Source organism: Methyloceanibacter superfactus, assembly GCF_001723305.1.
Lineage (GTDB): Bacteria > Pseudomonadota > Alphaproteobacteria > Rhizobiales > Methyloligellaceae > Methyloceanibacter > Methyloceanibacter superfactus.
Map to the genome: position 1 here is coordinate 42,994 of NZ_LPWF01000004.1, position 16,568 is coordinate 59,561.

Below are 16,568 nucleotides of genomic sequence, written 5' to 3' on the forward strand. Positions count from 1 at the left end.
TCGGCGAGGAAAGACTCATTCCGGGCGATCCCGATCGTGTTTCTGGGGTGGTGCGTCGCCGTAGAAAACGAGCGGGCGCTCGTCGTCGGTGATGACGGTGACCTTGCGGGCATCGTCGTCGTCGTGAAGCTCGCGGCCGCCGAGCTCGAAATTGCGCAGCACGCCGCCGAAGGTGCGCTCCAGGTTCTTTGGGGTAAAGACCTTCTCCGTGGGACCGGCAGCCAGCACGGTGCGATTGAGCAGCACCACCTGGTCGCAATAGTCCGGCACGGTGCCGAGATTATGGGTGGAGACCAGCATGAGGTGGCCGGAGGCGCGAAGATCGCGCAGGAGATCGATGATCGCGGCTTCCGTGGTCACGTCGATGCCGGTGAAGGGCTCGTCGAGCAAGATGATGCGGCCTTCTTGGGCGAGGGCTCGCGCCAGAAACACGCGCTTCTTCTGTCCGCCGGAAAGCTCGCCGATCTGGCGCTTGCGGTAGGCGCTCATGCCGACGCGCTCGAGTGCCTCGTCCACTTTTCGGCGGTCGGTGCGGGACGGCACCCGCAGGAAATTCATGTGGCCGTAGCGGCCCATCATCACCACGGTCTCGACCAGAACCGGGAAGTTCCAATCGACGTCCTCGCTTTGCGGCACATAGGCGACGATGTTGTCGCCCACCGCCTGATCGACGGGGAGGCCGCACAGCCGCACCTCGCCGGCCGAGGGCTTCACGAAGCCCATGATGGCCTTGAAAATGGTGGACTTGCCGCTGCCGTTGACGCCCACCAGCGCGCAGATGGTGCCGGGGCCGAGCGAAAAGCTCGCGTCACGCACCGCGGTGAAGCCATTGGGATAGGTGACGCTGAGGTCGCGCACGGTGATACTCGCCTCGCGCACCGGGGCCTCGTCGCGGCTCAGGAGATCAAGCGCGCCCATTTTCGAATCCTTTGGCGATGGTCTCGACCGTGACACGGAGCAGATCGAGATAAGTCGGGACGGGTCCGCCCTCGGCGCTCAGCGAATCCACATAGAGCACGCCGCCATAGCGCGCGCCGGACTCGCTCGCGACTTGCTTCGCGCCGCGGTCGGAGATGGTGCTCTCGCTGAACACCACGGGGATGTCGTTGTCGCGCACGAGCTCGATGACCTTGCGCACCTGTTGCGGCGTGCCCTGCTGGTCGGCGTTGATCGGCCATAGATAGGCCTCGCGCATATCGTAGTCGCGGGCGAGGTAGGAGAAGGCGCCTTCGCTGGTCACGAGGCAGCGCTGAGGCTCGGGGATCGCCGAGAGCCGCTTGCGCAAGGGCTCGTCGAGCGCCTTGATCTTGGCGGCGTAGGCCTCGGCATTGCGGTTATAGGCGTCCGCGTTCTTCGGGTCGTGCTCGACGAGCGCTTTGCGAATGTTCTCCACATAGATCAGCGCGTTCGACGGCGACATCCAAGCATGGGGATTGGGCTTGCCGTTATACGGCCCCTCGGTGATGCCCATGGGGCTCACGCCATCGCTGACCACGACGCTCGGCACGTCCTTCACGTTCTGGAAGAATTTCTCGAACCAACGCTCGAGATTGAAGCCATTCCACAGCACGAGATCGGCGTCTTGCGCCTTGACGATGTCGAGCGGCGTCGGCTGGTAGTCGTGGATCTCGGCCCCGGGCTTGGTGATGGATTCCACCACCGCATGATCGCCGGCTACGTTCTGAGCGATGTCCTGGATGATGGTGAAGGTGGTGACGACCCGGAACTTGCCGTCTTTCGCGGCGGAGTCGCCAGTGGGCTCGCCGCAGCCGGCAAGTACGCTCAAGCCCAGCACCGCCATTGCGGCGCCGACATAGCGGAGCCGCCCGAGCCCCTTCACCATATGAATCTCCTGCTACGGCCCGGTTCGAGCCGTCCGAGCGTGGATCATAGGTGCAATTGCAACTTATTCCCAAGTAAAATATGCGGGGCGGTCTTTCCGACCGCAGCCGCTATTTCCTGCGCTTTCCGGACGTCTTGGCCACCTTTTTGGCGCTGCTTGAGGCTTTGCGGGCCGCTTTCGCCTTCTTCCGCGCGCGCGCGCCTTGGCGGTCGCCTCGCCCCATTTCATGCCTTCGAGCTTCAGCCCGTCGGGATCGAGGAAGAACACGGCGTAATAGTCGTCGTAATACTCGTCCGCCGGGTCGACGATCTCGGCGCCTTCCGCCTTCAGAAAGGCTTCCAGGTCGTCGACATCCTTCCGGCTCCTGAGCTCGAAGGCATAGTGGTGGAAGCCGATATCGCCGATGCGGTAGCCGCGCTCCTTGCCTTCCGCATCCGCCGGGCCGATCCAAAAACGGGTCTTGCCGTTGGTCCAGCCGATGGCGTCGCCATACTCGTCCAGCACCTTGAAGCCGAGAAACGGGAACAGCTTGCCGTAGAAGGCCTTGGACTTCTCGAAGTCACTCACCCTGATGACGAGGTGATCGATGCCGACGACGCGCACCATGTCTTGCCTCCTTGCGCTCGAATGATCCGAGAACGCCTCTCTCCCAAGTCCGTTCAGTATAATGCCGCGATCATGCGGAGGCATGACGGCAAGGCAACGGCCTGCTATGAGCGTCAACGATGACGGCCACCGGGGGAGTTACCGCTTGACCGAAACGCGGCGCAGCTGGACCGAGATCCTGTTCAACCGGAAGATGCTCGCCTGCATCTTCCTGGGCTTCACCTCGGGAATGCCTCTCTACGTCCTGATTTCGTTGGTGCCGGCTTGGCTGCGCAGCCAAGACGTGAACCTCGCCACTATCGGCCTGTTCGCCCTGGTCGGCCTGCCTTACACCTGGAAATTCGTCTGGTCCCCGCTGATGGACCGCTACAAGCTGCCCTTCCTCGGGCGGCGGCGGGGCTGGGCGGTCCTGACGCAGCTGGTGTTGCTGATCGCCATCGGCATGCTTGGCCAGTTCGATCCGTCCACCTCATTGCAGGCGATCGTCGCGGTCGTGTTCGTCGTCGCCCTGTTCAGCGCGAGCCAAGACATCGTCATCGACGCCTACCGGCGGGAGCTCTTGGCCGACGATGAGCTCGGCACCGGCACATCCATCTTCGTGAACGCTTACCGTCTTTCCGGACTGATACCGGGCTCCCTGGCCTTGATCCTGGCGGACCACCAGCCGTGGACGGTGGTGTTCTGGGTCACCGGCGCCTTCATGCTGGTCGGCATCGTGACCACTTTGACGATCAGAGAAGTGAGCGACGATGCGTTGGCGCCTCACACTTTGCGTGAGGCGGTAATCGAGCCCTTCGTGGAGTTCTTCAGCCGCGACGGCGGAATCAAGACCGGATTGGCGATCCTCGCGTTCCTGTTCCTCTACAAGCTGGGGGACAACATGGCCACGGCGCTGGCCACGCCCTTCTATATCGATATGGGCTACTCCTTGAGCGAGATCGGCTCGGTGGCGAAGGTGGCCGGGTTATGGGCCAGCATCGCCGGCGGCGTGCTCGGCGGCATCATCATGCTCAAGATCAGCATCAACCGCGCTCTGTGGCTGTTCGGCTTCGTGCAGCTGTTCACGATCCTTCCGTATATCTGGCTGAGTCAGGCCGGGCATTCGCTGCCCGGGCTGTTCGTCGTGGTCAGCGGAGAATATCTGGGCGTTGGCCTCGGCACGATCGCGCTCACGGCCTTCATGGCCCGGGAAACCAGCCGGGCCTTCACGGCGACGCAATTCGCTCTGTTCTCGAGCTTCATCGCGGTTCCGCGCACGCTCGCTAATGCATCGACCGGCTTCATCGTGGAAGCCGTGGGGTGGACGCAGTTCTTCATCCTCTGCGTCATCGTCGCTGTACCCGGCATGCTGTTGTTGCTGAAGGTGGCACCCTGGAAGGAGGACGAGCCCGACGCCGAAGAGCTCGAGGAGCTCGAACGTCTCAAGGAAAAGTCGACATGAATATCGACCGGCTGCTGGCCTTCATCGTTGTCGGAATGACGGCCCTTCTCATCGGAGGCATTGGCGGCCTGCTGATCGGCGCCACCACCGAGCAGGCCGCACTCGCCGAAATCCTCGGCACCGCGGATCTCACCGCCGACTGCCGCGCGCAGATCGAAGAGGCGATGGCGGGCGGAAGACGGCCCACGGAAGGGCCTTAGGCGATCATCGGCGCTACATGGCCTTGCGGGCTTTGACGGCCGCGGCCAGCGTGCCCTCGTCGAGATAATCGAGCTCGCCGCCGATGGGCACGCCTTGCGCCAGCCGCGACACGGAGACGTTGCAGCCGGCGAGCTGGTCCATCAGGTAATGGGCGGTGGACTGTCCCTCGACGGTGGCGTTGAGCGCCAGCAGCACCTCGGTCACTTGCGGAACGCGGGCGCGCTCGATGAGCTTGGCGATGTGAAGATCGTCGGGACCGATGCCGTCGAGCGGCGACAAGGTGCCACCGAGCACATGATAAAGTCCGTTGATGACGGCGGCGCGCTCCAGCGCCCAGAGATCGCCGACCTCCTCCACGACGCAAATCATCGAGCGGTCGCGGGTCTGATCGCAGCACAACGTGCACGGGCTATGGGTATCGATATTGCCGCAGGTCTCGCAGGTGAGGATGGTGTCGCGCGTTTCGGCGAGCGCATCGGTGAGCGGCTCCAGCAGCTGCTCCTTCTTCTTGACGAGATGAAGCGCTGCGCGCCGCGCCGAGCGGGGGCCAAGCCCCGGCAGCCGCGCCAGAAGCTGGATCAGCCGCTCAATCTCCGGGCCTGCCGCCGCGCGCGCATCAGCGATCAATCATCAAAACAGCTTGAGGCCGGGCGGAAGCGGCAGGCCGCCGGTGAGCGCCTGCATCTTCTCCTTCATGGTCTCCTCGACCTTGGCCTTGGCGTCGGCATGGGCGGCGGTGATCAGATCCTCGAGGATCTCGCCTTCCTCCGGCTTGAGGAGAGAGGCGTCGATCTTGACGCCCGACATGTCGCCTTTGCCGTTCAGGGTCACGGTCACCATGCCGCCGCCGGCGCGGCCCTCGCACAGGGTCCGCTCCATCTCGGCCTGCATGTCGGCCATGCGGCCTTGCAGCTCCTGCGCCTGCTTCATCATCTGCGCGAAGTTCTTCATCTAATTCGTTCCGTCCTCCGTGAATGTTTCCGGCTCCTCGGCGCTATCGTCGTGTTCCGCGGCTTGGGCCGTGGGCCGCACATCGGTGATGCGGGCGCCCGGAAAATGCAGCAGCACCTCCTGAACGGCCGGGTGGGCGCGCACCTGCTCGATCTCGCGGGCCTCCCGGGCGCGCCGCTGGGCGCCCAAAGTCTCCGCGCCCTCCTCCTTGTCGCTCACGGCGACGATCCACACGCGCCCGGTCCAGGCCTTCAGCTTGCGCATCAGCTCCTGGGTCAGTTGTTGCGGCGCCGCGGGGAGCGGGTTGAGCTCGATATTGCCCGGCTTGAAATGCACGAGGCGGACCTGCTCCAGCAGCGCATTCTTGAGCTTCAACTCGCGCTTGGCCTCGGCCAGAGCGACCACGTCCTCGAAGCTCTTCAGGACCGGCCGTTCCGATCCGGCGGAGTGTCGGAAGACTGGCCGAACTCGGGATCGGGATCGGCGTCCGGAATATCGTAGGCAGGCGGCTCCTCGTCCCCCTCGTCCCAGGGCGCGCGCTCCTGCTGACTCTCCACGGGTCTCGTCTCGCGGGCCATGCTCTCGGCCGCGCGGCTGCTTCGGCTTCCGTTCCGGACTCTGCTCGGGGTTGTTGGCCGGCGCGCCGGCGCCCTCCTTCAGTTGCCGGGCGAGCTCGCCGGGCGGCGGCAGGTCCGCGGCATAAGCCAGCCTGACCAGCACCATGTCGGCGGCCGCGAGTGGACGCGGCGAATTGCGAACCTCGTCATGGCCCTTGAGCAGCATCTGCCAGGCCCGCGCCAGGGCGGGCATGGACAGACGTTTGGCGAGATCGGCGGCGCGGGCCCGCTCGGCTTCGCTCGCGGCCGGATCGGCGCTTCCCGGACCGGCGGCCTTGACGAGCGTCACCGCATGGACGGCGTCGGCAAGATCGGTGATGACCTGGCCGGGCTCGGCGCCGTCGCGGTTCAATTGATCGAGGGCGGTGAGCGCGGCGCCCGCGTCCCCCTTCAGCACCGTCTCCAGGAGATCGAAGATGCGGCTGCGGTCGGCAAGGCCTAACAGCTCGCGCAAGGACCCCGCGTCCACCTTGCCCGAGCCGAAGGCGATGGCGCGGTCGAGGATCGACAAGGCATCGCGCACGGACCCTTCCGCCGCGCGGGCGATCAGCGCCAGTGCCGCGGGATCGGCTTCCGCCTTCTCCGCTTCGACGATGCGGGCGAGATGCTCCATCAGCGTCTCGATCTCGATGCGCCGGAGGTCGAAGCGCTGACAGCGCGACAATACCGTCACCGGCACCTTCCGTACCTCCGTGGTGGCGAAGATGAACTTCACATGCTCCGGCGGCTCTTCCAGCGTCTTGAGCAGGCCGTTGAAGGCCTGCTTCGACAGCATGTGCACCTCGTCGATGATGTAGACCTTGTAGCGGGCCGAGTTGGGCTTGTAGTGCGCGCTGTCGATGAGCTCGCGCACATCGTCGATGCCGGTATGGGAGGCGGCGTCCATCTCGACCACGTCGAGATGGCGGCTCTCGAGAATGGCGCGGCAATGGGCGCCTTCGGTCTCGATGTCGAGCGTGGCCCCTTCGCCGTTCGGCCCCTCGTAGTTCAGTGCACGGGCGATGAGACGGGCGGTGGTGGTCTTGCCGACGCCGCGCACGCCGGTGAGCATATAGGCTTGGGCGATGCGTCCAGAGGCGAAGGCGTTGCGCAGCGTGCGCACGATGGCCTCCTGGCCGATCAACTCGGCGAAGACCTGGGGGCGGTATTTGCGGGCGAGCGCCGCGTGGCTCACAGGCGCCGCATGGCTGTCAGGCGCGCTCTTCGCTTGGTCCTCGGCTTCAGCCATCGAAGGTGCAAACTTTCACGCTAGAGCATCGTCATGCTCGGAATTGATCCGGCGCCGACGAGAAATTTCACCTGATCACGCCCTACACGCTGGAGGCAAGGTGGGAGGCTGGACGAACAACCCGCGAAACGCTCGTTAGGGCTGCTTCCTTCCGGACCTGACCCGGTTGGCGAGGCACGCGCCTGCTGCCAACCTCCCTGGGGCAGTATATCGGGGAACGGGGCCCCCGTGGCAACCCGGTCAAAATGTCCGCATTCCTCGCCGGGTTTCGCCCGGTTTTCCCCAGCCTGTGACCCCAAAGCTGCTTCCGCTGCCAGGCTCCCATGCTAGCGTCGCCGCGTGGCACTCCTCATCGCCCTCCATATCCTTGCCGCCGTCGTCTGGGTCGGCGGCATGTTCTTCGCCTATATGGCGCTGCGCCCGGCGGCGGGGCCGCTTGAGCCCGAGACTCGGCTCGCGCTCTGGCGCGGCGTGTTTCGCCGCTTCTTCCCCTGGGTGTGGCTGTGCGTCGCCGTACTTCTCGCATCCGGCTACGGCATGATCTTCCACTATCTCGGCGGCTTCAAAGGCGCCGGCCTGCACATCCATGTCATGCAAGCCATCGGCATCGTGATGATGCTCTTATTTGGACATCTCTTCTTCGGACCTTGGCGGCGCTTCGACGCCGCTGTGGAAAACAAAAAATTGCCCGATGCCGCCAAATATTTGAATCAGATCCGCCACATTGTCGCGGTCAACCTCGTGCTCGGCCTGCTGACGATCATCGTGGGTGCCAGCGGGCGCTTCTGGTAAATGCGCCAGATCTTGACCACATGACCGCGGGATGCCACTCAGCGTCCAAGTCCGACAGCCAACCGGAGACACTCGAATGAGCTCAGACAAAAAGACGAGACCGAATTTCGTGCGGCGGCCGACGAAGCGGGTGTTGACGGGAGAGACGCGCGAAGAAGAAGCGGCCCGCCTTGCCGCCGAGATCGCCGCGCATCCGGTGACGAAGTGCGAGCCCGGCGAGTACAAGCCCACGTCTTCGCGTCCGGGCTGGAGCAACAAACCGTTCATGCCGCAGGCGGAATTGAACGAGGCGGAGCGCATCGCCAAGAAGCTGCGCAAGTCCTGAGGGATTTGCCGAAGCTGGTCCTATCGGTCTAACGCCACATGCCTGGATAAGCCGTGGTCCGTGCTCACTCCGCAAGGAACTCGAACGGCTTCGCCGGCTTGAAACTGCCAGAGACCTCACCGTACAGCATCGGGAAACCGGTTAGCTCCAGTTTCCTTGGCTCGTCCCCCGAGGCAAGGTCCAGCTTGTCGATGTCCACCCAGAAAATCCCCGGATTGAAGACCGAGTCGTAGTAGTAGCGCTTGGCCTTGTGGTCGGAGATGGTGCGCCATTGCGTGGACGCGATATTGGGTTGCTTGGGGTCGCTGACACCGATGGGGACGCTGATCGCGCGCATCATGGCGACGACGCTCGCCACCGCGGCACGCTGATCCTTGAACTTCGGCGAAACGCTCAAATTGTAGCTGGCCCGCACGAATCGGTCTGCTGCCCGGTTTGTGCCCGGTAGAAACGTATTCCCGCCGATGCCCTCCCAATAGGTATCGATCGCAAGCTGCTGGTCGTAAGGCGGCGAGTTGGTCATCACCTTCATGTTGGGCCCATGGTGGATGACGAGCTTCCCGTCGAGATACTCGAAGATCGCGGAATCACCCGAAGGATCCGACAGAGCGACGTGGCCGGTGGCGGCTTTGCCGTTCGGAAGCTTGGGCGCGACGATCGTGAAGGGATCGGCGCGCAAGGCATCGACGGCCTCCGAGACCGTGGCGAAATTATCGAGCACATATTGCAGCCAAGCCCCCACGGACATCTTCGGCTTGCTCGTGTCGCTGGGGCCGTAGTTGGATTCGGCCAGATATAGGACGTTTCCGACGAGGCCCGCCTCGTTCATGCCATCGACGGTCGCGACATCGTAGATCGTTGCGATGACCGAGCCATGTTTCGAGGTCCAGGTGATCGAGCCCTCACCGGCGCCGCCATCGCGCTGCATGCCCTTGGGAAATGACCACAGATTGGTCTCAGTATTATCCACCCAATCCATGCTGCGGCCCACGATATAGCTCTCGGTCCCCGTCTCGTAGAGACGCGCGTGCAAGCGTGGCCCACCGAACCAGAGGTCGCGGTCAGCATTCCAGCCAAGGACAAGGCAAGGATCGGATTCCGAGAAAACGACTCTCTGCTCATCTGCATCTCCTCAAGGGTAGCCGAACGCCAAGGCTTCGAATCGGACGATAGCGCCTTTTTGTGACCTGAAGAACTCGCGGAAGGGTCAGGCTTTGAGGTCGGCGCGGAAGGGGCTTGCCAGATACGAGCCGAGCACGGTCACCTCGCTGGTGAAGAAGCCGAGCTCCTCCATGGCGAGCTGGACCCGGCGCTCGGCCGGATGGCCCTCGATATCGGCATAGAACATCGTGGCGTTGAACGAGCCCTCGAGCTGGTAGGACTCCAGCTTCGTCATGTTGACGCCGTTGGTGGCGAAGCCGCCCATCGCCTTGTAGAGCGCCGCGGGCACATTGCGCACGCGAAACACGAAGGTGGTGATGATGGGGCCGTCGTCGGCCTTGGTCTTCTGCGGCTTGGCGGCGAGCACCACGAAGCGCGTGGTGTTGTGGGTCGCGTCCTCGATGTCCTTCTTGGCGATCCGCAAGCCATAGATCTCGGCGGCCAGCTTGGAGGCGATAGCGGCCTGGGTCGGATCGCCCGTCTCACGGACATGGCGCGCGGCGCCCGCCGTATCGGCCTCGACCACGGGCGTGAGCTTCAGGGCGGCGATGGCCTTGCGGCACTGACCGAGCGCCATGATGTGGCTATGCACGGTCTTGAGGCCCTTCACCCTAGCGCGCGGCAGCGTCAGCAACTGGTGGCGCACCCGCTCGAAATGCTCGGCGACGATATAGAGGCCCGAGTGCGGCAGCAGATGGTGGATATCGGCGACACGCCCGGCCACCGAATTCTCGATAGGGATCATGGCGAGCTTCGCCTTGCCGGTCTTCACCGCGGCAAGCGCATCCTCGAACGTGGCGCAAGGCATCGCCTCCATGGCGGGATAGGCGTCGCGGGCGCCAAATGCGAGTTGGCGCCGGGCTCGCCCTGGAAGGCGATCTTATTCAAGCGCGATCTGGCCATGGTCTTTTCGCAGGATGGTCTTTGCTGAAAGGCGGGCGCAATTTAGCTGCGGGATTCAAGAAGTTCGCGCGCCCGCGCAAGGTCGGCCGGAGTATCGACACCGAGCGGGACAGTGTCAACGAGGCCGACATGGATGCGCATGTCCGCCTCTAGGGCGCGAAGCTGCTCGAGCTTCTCGCGGCTCTCGAGCGGCGACGGCGGCAGCGCCACGAAGCGGTCCAGTGCCGCGCGACGATACGCGTAGATGCCGATGTGGTGGTAGAGCGGTCCGTCGCCGTAGGGCGCCGTGGCGCGGGTGAAATAGAGTGCCTTGAGGATGCCGCCGCGTCCGAGCGGCGAGCCGACAACCTTGACCACGTTGGGGTTGGTGCGTTCCTCCTCGCGGACAATCTCGGCGGCGATGGTGCCGATATCCGCCTCGCCCTCGTTCAGCGCGGCCACGCAGGCGCGCACGAGCTTCGGATCGAGCGTCGGCAGGTCACCTTGCAGATTGACGATCACCTCGATGCCCCGCTCCGGATCGAACATCTGGAGGGCCTCATGAATGCGGTCCGAGCCGCTGGCGTGATCGGGACGGGTCATGACCGCCTCGCCGCCCGCCTTCGCCACCGCATCGGCCACGCTTTCGGCGTCGGTGCGACCAGCACGGAACCGCAATCGGCCTCGATCGCCCGCCGCCAGACGTGAACGATCATGGGTTCCCCGGCGATCTCCGCCATGGGCTTATCCGGAAGCCGCGTCGCGCTCAGCCTGGCGGGAATGACAATGAGGGATTCTGACATGATTTTCCGTGGGTTAGATCGGGAAGATTTCCCGGCGACAGAACGAATGCGCGACAATTCTCTGAGTTGCAACAGCCCGATCCCCCCTATAGTCTCACGCCGCGTCGCAAGAGCTACAAAGAAGTAGCCTTTGCCTGCTGGGGGGACATCGGCATGAAGTATTACTATCTCAACAAAATCGCTATGGCAGTGCTGGTCGCGCTGCTTTTGTTCTTTGGTGCAAGAACGCTCATCAACATCGCCTACGAAGAGCATGAGCCCGAGAAGCCTGGCTTCGAAGTGGCCGGGGACGAAAAGGCGCATGGCGGGGCCGAGAAGCCCGCTGGCGGCGGCGGATCGGAGATCATCGCGGCGCTGCAGACCGCCGATCCGGCACAGGGCGAAAAAGACGTAGCGCTCTGCAAGGTGTGCCACAGCTTCGACAAGGGCGGTCCCACGATGATCGGCCCGAACCTTTACGGCGTCGTCGGCCACAAGATCGCCGCCCATGAGGGCGTCAACTACACGGCGGCCCTCAAGGGCAAGGAGGGCGACTGGACCTTCGAGAATCTCGCGCCTGGCTGACCAACCCGCAGGCCTTTGCCCCGGGCACCAGCATGGCTTTCCCAGGCATCCCCGACGTCAAGAAGCGCGCTGACGTCATCGCCTTCCTGAACAAGAACAGCGACAACCCGCTGCCGATCCCCGAGCCCAAGGCCGAAGAGGCCGCGCCCGAGGAAGCGGCCGATGCAGGCGAGTCTGCCGGCGAAGCAGCATCCGGCCAGCCGGAAATCCTTGCCCTGATCGCCACGGCCGATCCGGCCAAGGGCGAGGCCGGCGCCGGGCTCTGCAAGGTTTGCCACACCGTCGACAAGGGCGGCGCCACGATGGTCGGCCCGAATCTCTGGGGCGTCGTCGGGCACAAGATCGCCGCCCATGAGGGTTTCACGTACACGCCAGCGCTCAAGAAGCATGAGGGCGAGGAGTGGACCTACGAGAACCTCGATCATTGGCTGACCAATCCGCAGGCCTTCGCGGCAGGTACCACCATGGCCTTCCCCGGCATCCCGGATGCTCAGAAGCGCGCCGAGGTGATCGCCTATCTGCGCAGCCTGAGCGACGACCCTGTCCCGTTGCCTGCGGCGGACGAGCCCGCAGCCGAGGAACCGGCGGCCGAGGAACCGGCGGCAGAAGAGCCGGCCGCAGAGGAGCCTGCAGCCACGGAAGAGCCGGCAGAGTCCGAGGCGGCAGCGCCCACCGAGGAGCCTGCAGCCGAAGAACCTGCAGCCGAAGAGCCTGCGGAAGAGGAAGCCCCTCTCACCGCAGAGCCCGAGGAGCCGTCCGCCACTGACGAGCCTGCCGCCGACGAGGTGATGGAAGAAGGCCGGGAAGAGATCATCATCAACTCTCCGACCGTCTCCGAGGACGCCCCGTCCGAGCCCTCCATGGGCGAGGGCCCGTCCGCTAGCCAGCCGCAGCCGGTCTATCCCGACGAGTCGTCCCCTCTCGCCGCAGAGCCCGAGACCCCTTCGGTCACGGGAGAGCCTGCCGCCGACGAGGTGATGGAGGAAGGCCGGGAGGAGATCATCGAGGACGCGCCCAGCGGTGCGCACAAAGGCGAGGACCCCTCGCCGAGCCAACCGCAGCCGGTTTATCCGGACGGCGAGCCGGAAGCCAACTAGGGCCGACGGCAGAATGCAAAGCTTTCAAGGGCCTCCTTCGGGAGGCCCTTTTTGTGTCCGCCGCGAAGGCCCCGACTTCCGGGCAGATGACCGATAATTCATTTGGTCATGAAGCCTGCCATGCTAGCTTTCCCGGGCCTTTTGGCGCTTCCGGCGCTTGCCTGACGCGCATTCAGGAGCGCTAAAAAAAGGCCAATCCCTGCCACATGGAGCCGTCCCGCTGCTCATGACCTTGCTTCGCCTCGCCCTTGCCGCCGCGCTCGCCAGTCTGCTTCTTAGTCCAGTCAACGCCGAGGACGCACCAACCTGCCATCACGCGGTGTCCCTGGTCGGAGAGCCAAAGTACCAGGCCGGATTCACCCATTTCGACTACGTCAATCCGGACGCCCCGAAAGGCGGCAGGGCCCGCATCGCCTCGATCGGCGGCTTCGACAGCCTCAACCCAGTGCTCTATCGCGGCGAGCAGGCCGCGGGGTTGGGCCTCGTCACCGAGAGCCTGATGAGCGACAGCATCGACGAGTCTTCGACGTCCTACGGGCTGATCGCCGAGTGCGCGTCCTACCCGGCGGACTATTCCTCGGTCACCTTCAAGCTCCGCGAGGGCGCGCGCTGGCATGACGGCACGCCGATCACCACCGACGACGTGATCTACAGTCTCGAGGTGAACAAGACGGCCAACCCGCGCATGGGGCTGTACTACAAGAACGTCACCCGCGCCGAGGCCACCGGCGACAACGAGGTCACTTTCTATTTCGACAGCAAGGGCAATCGCGAGCTGCCCATGATCATGGGTCAGCTCACCATCCTGCCCAAGCATTACTGGACGGGGAAGGACGCCAAGGGCGAGCAGCGCGATCCGATGAAGACGACGCTCGAGCCGCCGCTCGGCTCGGGCCCTTACCGCATCAAGGAAGCCACGCCCGGACGCACGGTGGTTTACGAGCGCGTCGACGACTATTGGGGCAAGGACCTGCCGGTCAACAAGGGCCAGTGGAATTACGACGAGCTTCGCTTCGACTATTACCGCGACACGACAGTGGCGTTCGAGAGCTTCAAGGCCGGCAATCTCGACTACTGGCAGGAAACGAGCGCCAAGAACTGGGCGACGGCCTACGACGTCCCCGCCGTGCGCGACGGTTACATCAAGCGGCAAGAGGTGAAGATCAAGCGCACGCAGCCGATGCAGGCTTTCGTGCTCAATCTGCGCCGGCCGCAATTCCAGGACCGCCGCGTGCGCCAGGCGCTCAATCTCGCCTTCAACTTCGAATGGGCCAACAAGAATTTGTTCTACGGTCAGTATGAGCGGGTCGGCAGCTATTTCGAGAATAGCGAGCTTGCCGCGCCGCCGGAGCCGCCGCAGGGCCGCGAGCTCGAGATCCTGAACGAGGTGAAGGATCAGGTGCCGACGGAGGTGTTCACCGAGATACACAAGAACCCGGTCAACGAGGAGCAGGCCGATCTGCGCGGCAATTTGCGTAAAGCGGTGATGCTGCTGAAAGAGGCCGGTTGGCAGGTGAAGGACGGCGTCCTCACCAATGCGAAGACCGGCCAGAAGATGACAATCGAGTTCCTGCTCGTGTCGCCCCTGTTCGAGCGCATCGTGCAGCCTTACTTGCGCAATCTGGAGCGGCTCGGCATCAAGGGCTCGATCCGCCTCGTGGACTCCGCGCAATACACGCGCCGGCTCAACGTGTTCGACTACGACATCATCGTGTCGACCTTCGCCCAGTCGGAGTCGCCCGGCAACGAGCAGCGCGACTTCTGGGGCAGCGAGGCGGCCGACCGCGAAGGCAGCATGAACCTGATCGGCATCAAGGACCCGGCCATCGACAAGCTGGTCGACCGCATCATCTATGCCAAGGACCGGGAGGAGTTGGTCGCCGCCACACGCGCGCTCGACCGCGTGCTCTTGTGGCACGACTTCGTGGTGCCGCAGTGGTTCTCGCCCTATGTGCGCATCGCCTATTGGGACCGCTACGGCCAGCCCGAGCAGTTGCCGGGGCTGACCCCGGGCTTCCTCCAAGTCTGGTGGTACGACGAGAAATTGGGCGAGCGTCTGCCGGGACCGTCGAAGCGTTGATGGGGACGGCGCGCGCAATCACCAATCTTGCGGCCCTGCTTCTCTTGCTGTCCGTCAGCCCCGCCGCGGCCGCCGAGCGCGCGCATGGCCTGTCGGCCTTCGGCGACCTCGCCTACCCGCCCGACTTCGACCATTTTGCCTACGCCAACCCGGATGCGCCCAAGGGCGGCACGTTTGCGCTGGTCGGCTGGGGCGGCGTCACCACCTTCAACAGCCTCAACAACTATATTCTCAAGGGAGACGCGGCGCAGGGGCTGGAGCTTCTGTTCGACTCCCTCATGGTCCGCGCAACGGACGAACCCGACGCGGTCTATGGACTGGTCGCGGAGAGCGCCGAGGTCGCCGATGACGGCATGTCGGTGACCTTCCACTTGCGGCCCGAGGCGCGCTTCAGCGACGGAAGCCCCCTCACCGCCGACGACGTGGTGTTCTCGTTCGAGACGCTGAAGGAGAAGGGCCACCCCATCTATCACCAGACGCTGCGTGACGTGGTGACGGCGGAGGCGCTCGACCCAGCGACCGTGCGCTACACGTTCCAGGGTGATCTCGTGCGCGACCTGCCGCTCACCGTGGCCGAGCTGCCGATCCTCTCCAAGACATATTACGCCACGAAGCCCTTCGATCAGACCACGCTCGAGGCGCCGCTCGGTTCGGGTCCCTATCTGGTCGATCAGATGATGCAAGGGCGCACCATCGTCTACCGCCGCAACCCCGACTATTGGGCCAAGGATCTGCCGGTCAATCGCGGCCGCTGGAACTTCGACAAGATCCGCTACGAATATTTTCGCGACCGTACCGCGGGCATGGAGGCGTTCAAGGCGGGCTTCTATGATTTCCGCGAAGAGTTTACCTCGAAGGTGTGGGCGACCGAGTATGATTTTCCGGCGATCCGCGACGGCCGCGTGAAGAAGGAGGTGCTGCCCGACGAGACGCCATCCGGCACGCAAGGCTTCTTCATCAACACGCGGCGGGACCAGCTCAAGGATCCGCGCGTCCGTGAGGCACTCGATCTTGCTTTCGATTTCGAGTGGACCAATCGGAACATGTTCTACGGTCTCTATGACCGCACCCAGAGCTTCTTCGAGAACTCGCCGATGAAGGCGGAAGGCGAACCTTCGGAGGCCGAGACGGCCCTGTTGCAAGGGCTCGGCGTGCCGGTGCCGGAAGCCGCGCTCGGGCCGGTCTATGTGCCTCCCAAGACCGACGGCTCGGGGCGCAACCGGGAGCTCTTCGTGCAAGCCGGCAAGCTCCTCGACGAGGCGGGCTGGACCGTGAAGAACGGCGTCCGCGTCAACGACAAGGGCGAACCGCTCAAAATCGAAGTGCTGATGTACGAGCCGGTCATGGAACGCATCGCCGCGCCCTACATCAAGAATCTCAAGCTGCTTGGTATCGATGCGCGCCTACGTATGGTCGATCCCGCGCAATATCAGCAGCGGCTGAAGGACTTCGACTTCGACGTTACCACGCAGCGCTATTCCATGCGCAGCACGCCCGGCGTCGAGCTCCGGAGCTATTTCGGTTCTGAAGCCGCCGATATCGACGGGTCACTGAATCTGGCGGGCGCAAAGGATCCTGCGGTGGATGCGCTGATCGAGCGCGTGGTCGCGGCCAAGACCCGCGAGGATATGACCACCGCGGCGCGCGCGCTCGACCGCGTGCTTAGGGCGGGCCATTACTGGGTGCCCCACTGGTATAAGGGCTCCAACTCCGTCGCCTACTGGAACAAGTTCTCCCGGCCCGAGACGAAGCCGAAATATGACCGGGGCATTCTCGATACGTGGTGGTTCGACGAGGCCAAGGCTGCGGCGATCGAGACGACCAAACCGTCGGCGGGTGCGGCGGCGACCGAGGAGGCCGAGCCCGGGAGCATCCGTCTATGGCTGATCCTGGCCGCGCTGCTCGTGGCGGGGATCGTCGTCACCTTGGTGATGCGGGCGCGCCGCAGGCCGAAATCTTGAGATATCGCTATCAAGA

At 64.2% G+C, this 16,568-nt stretch carries 15 protein-coding genes, 1 other RNA gene and 2 pseudogenes; 8 read left to right on the top strand and 10 right to left on the bottom strand.

All coding sequences use genetic code 11. From position 1 onward, the window contains the following. Positions 1 to 15: 15 nt before the first annotated feature. The 3 genes from AUC69_RS01125 to AUC69_RS01135 form a co-directional block, all read right to left on the bottom strand. Positions 16 to 918, bottom strand: a complete 903-nt coding sequence (locus AUC69_RS01125; protein ID WP_069440523.1) for a manganese/iron ABC transporter ATP-binding protein — start codon at positions 916 to 918, stop codon at positions 16 to 18. Then, positions 905 to 1,801, bottom strand: a complete 897-nt coding sequence (locus tag AUC69_RS01130) for a metal ABC transporter substrate-binding protein (RefSeq protein WP_162273555.1) — start codon at positions 1,799 to 1,801, stop codon at positions 905 to 907. Before AUC69_RS01130 ends, AUC69_RS01125 begins: the two co-directional genes overlap by 14 nt. Positions 1,802 to 1,906: 105 nt before the next feature. Then, positions 1,907 to 2,449 carry a VOC family protein gene (locus AUC69_RS01135; RefSeq protein WP_083238957.1) on the bottom strand — a complete coding sequence of 181 codons (543 nt, stop codon included), beginning with the start codon at positions 2,447 to 2,449 and terminating at the stop codon, positions 1,907 to 1,909. Positions 2,450 to 2,594: 145 nt separating this feature from the next. Here AUC69_RS01135 and AUC69_RS01140 point away from each other — a divergent pair, with 145 nt between their 5' ends. After that, complete coding sequence (locus AUC69_RS01140) at positions 2,595 to 3,890, top strand: AmpG family muropeptide MFS transporter (RefSeq protein ID WP_069440690.1); 1,296 nt, start codon at positions 2,595 to 2,597, stop codon at positions 3,888 to 3,890. Next, positions 3,887 to 4,090 carry a hypothetical protein gene (locus AUC69_RS01145; RefSeq protein ID WP_069440525.1) on the top strand — a complete coding sequence of 68 codons (204 nt, stop codon included), beginning with the start codon at positions 3,887 to 3,889 and terminating at the stop codon, positions 4,088 to 4,090. The genes AUC69_RS01140 and AUC69_RS01145 overlap by 4 nt, the downstream gene beginning before the upstream one ends. A gap of 13 nt (positions 4,091 to 4,103) precedes the next feature. On the opposite strand, the gene recR is transcribed toward AUC69_RS01145, so the two are convergent. From recR to ffs, 4 genes are all read right to left on the bottom strand, one after another. Beyond that, entirely contained in the window at positions 4,104 to 4,715 is a 612-nt protein-coding gene (gene recR, locus AUC69_RS01150; protein WP_069440691.1) for a recombination mediator RecR, read from the bottom strand. Between the two features lie 6 nt (positions 4,716 to 4,721). Then, entirely contained in the window at positions 4,722 to 5,042 is a 321-nt protein-coding gene (locus AUC69_RS01155) for a YbaB/EbfC family nucleoid-associated protein (RefSeq protein ID WP_069440526.1), read from the bottom strand. Next, the gene (locus AUC69_RS01160) at positions 5,043 to 6,887 is read right to left on the bottom strand and encodes a DNA polymerase III subunit gamma/tau (RefSeq protein WP_069440527.1); all 1,845 of its coding nucleotides are present in this window, start codon (positions 6,885 to 6,887) and stop codon (positions 5,043 to 5,045) included. A gap of 101 nt (positions 6,888 to 6,988) precedes the next feature. Then, an RNA gene (gene ffs, locus AUC69_RS01165) (signal recognition particle sRNA small type) lies at positions 6,989 to 7,083 on the bottom strand. 143 nt (positions 7,084 to 7,226) lie between these two features. Here ffs and AUC69_RS01170 point away from each other — a divergent pair. Beyond that, on the top strand, positions 7,227 to 7,679 hold the full coding sequence (locus AUC69_RS01170) for a CopD family protein (RefSeq protein WP_069440528.1): 453 nt from the start codon (positions 7,227 to 7,229) through the stop codon (positions 7,677 to 7,679). Positions 7,680 to 7,755: 76 nt separating this feature from the next. Continuing rightward, entirely contained in the window at positions 7,756 to 8,004 is a 249-nt protein-coding gene (locus AUC69_RS01175) for a hypothetical protein (RefSeq protein WP_069440529.1), read from the top strand. Between the two features lie 64 nt (positions 8,005 to 8,068). Here AUC69_RS01175 and AUC69_RS01180 read toward each other — a convergent pair whose 3' ends face one another. From AUC69_RS01180 to AUC69_RS01190, 3 genes and pseudogenes are all read right to left on the bottom strand, one after another. After that, entirely contained in the window at positions 8,069 to 9,037 is a 969-nt protein-coding gene (locus AUC69_RS01180) for a linear amide C-N hydrolase (RefSeq protein WP_141700514.1), read from the bottom strand. Positions 9,038 to 9,211: 174 nt separating this feature from the next. Further along, positions 9,212 to 10,068: pseudogene (locus AUC69_RS01185) on the bottom strand (prephenate dehydratase). Between the two features lie 42 nt (positions 10,069 to 10,110). After that, a pseudogene (locus AUC69_RS01190) lies at positions 10,111 to 10,850 on the bottom strand (3-deoxy-manno-octulosonate cytidylyltransferase). A 153-nt stretch (positions 10,851 to 11,003) separates the two neighbouring features. Here AUC69_RS01190 and AUC69_RS01195 point away from each other — a divergent pair. The 4 genes from AUC69_RS01195 (at position 11,004) to AUC69_RS01210 (ending at position 16,552) form a co-directional block, all read left to right on the top strand. Beyond that, a complete protein-coding gene (locus AUC69_RS01195) occupies positions 11,004 to 11,414 on the top strand; it encodes a c-type cytochrome (protein ID WP_069440530.1) in 411 nt (136 codons plus the stop codon). A gap of 32 nt (positions 11,415 to 11,446) precedes the next feature. Then, positions 11,447 to 12,511 carry a c-type cytochrome gene (locus AUC69_RS01200; protein ID WP_069440531.1) on the top strand — a complete coding sequence of 355 codons (1,065 nt, stop codon included), beginning with the start codon at positions 11,447 to 11,449 and terminating at the stop codon, positions 12,509 to 12,511. Between the two features lie 226 nt (positions 12,512 to 12,737). Beyond that, complete coding sequence (locus AUC69_RS01205) at positions 12,738 to 14,591, top strand: extracellular solute-binding protein (RefSeq protein ID WP_069440532.1); 1,854 nt, start codon at positions 12,738 to 12,740, stop codon at positions 14,589 to 14,591. After that, entirely contained in the window at positions 14,591 to 16,552 is a 1,962-nt protein-coding gene (locus tag AUC69_RS01210; RefSeq protein ID WP_069440533.1) for an extracellular solute-binding protein, read from the top strand. Before AUC69_RS01205 ends, AUC69_RS01210 begins: the two co-directional genes overlap by 1 nt. The last annotated feature ends 16 nt before the right edge of the window (positions 16,553 to 16,568 follow it).

Bases quoted from the DNA above. Each gene is read 5' to 3' on its own strand.
- AUC69_RS01125 (WP_069440523.1), bottom strand. From the start codon at position 918: ATGGGCGCGCTTGATCTCCTGAGCCGCGACGAGGCCCCGGTGCGCGAG.
- AUC69_RS01130 (WP_162273555.1), bottom strand. From the start codon at position 1,801: ATGGCGGTGCTGGGCTTGAGCGTACTTGCCGGCTGCGGCGAGCCCACT.
- AUC69_RS01135 (WP_083238957.1), bottom strand. From the start codon at position 2,449: ATGGTGCGCGTCGTCGGCATCGATCACCTCGTCATCAGGGTGAGTGAC.
- AUC69_RS01145 (WP_069440525.1), top strand. From the start codon at position 3,887: ATGAATATCGACCGGCTGCTGGCCTTCATCGTTGTCGGAATGACGGCC.
- AUC69_RS01155 (WP_069440526.1), bottom strand. From the start codon at position 5,042: ATGAAGAACTTCGCGCAGATGATGAAGCAGGCGCAGGAGCTGCAAGGC.
- AUC69_RS01160 (WP_069440527.1), bottom strand. From the start codon at position 6,887: ATGGCTGAAGCCGAGGACCAAGCGAAGAGCGCGCCTGACAGCCATGCG.
- AUC69_RS01175 (WP_069440529.1), top strand. From the start codon at position 7,756: ATGAGCTCAGACAAAAAGACGAGACCGAATTTCGTGCGGCGGCCGACG.
- AUC69_RS01195 (WP_069440530.1), top strand. From the start codon at position 11,004: ATGAAGTATTACTATCTCAACAAAATCGCTATGGCAGTGCTGGTCGCG.
- AUC69_RS01200 (WP_069440531.1), top strand. From the start codon at position 11,447: ATGGCTTTCCCAGGCATCCCCGACGTCAAGAAGCGCGCTGACGTCATC.
- AUC69_RS01205 (WP_069440532.1), top strand. From the start codon at position 12,738: ATGACCTTGCTTCGCCTCGCCCTTGCCGCCGCGCTCGCCAGTCTGCTT.
- AUC69_RS01210 (WP_069440533.1), top strand. From the start codon at position 14,591: ATGGGGACGGCGCGCGCAATCACCAATCTTGCGGCCCTGCTTCTCTTG.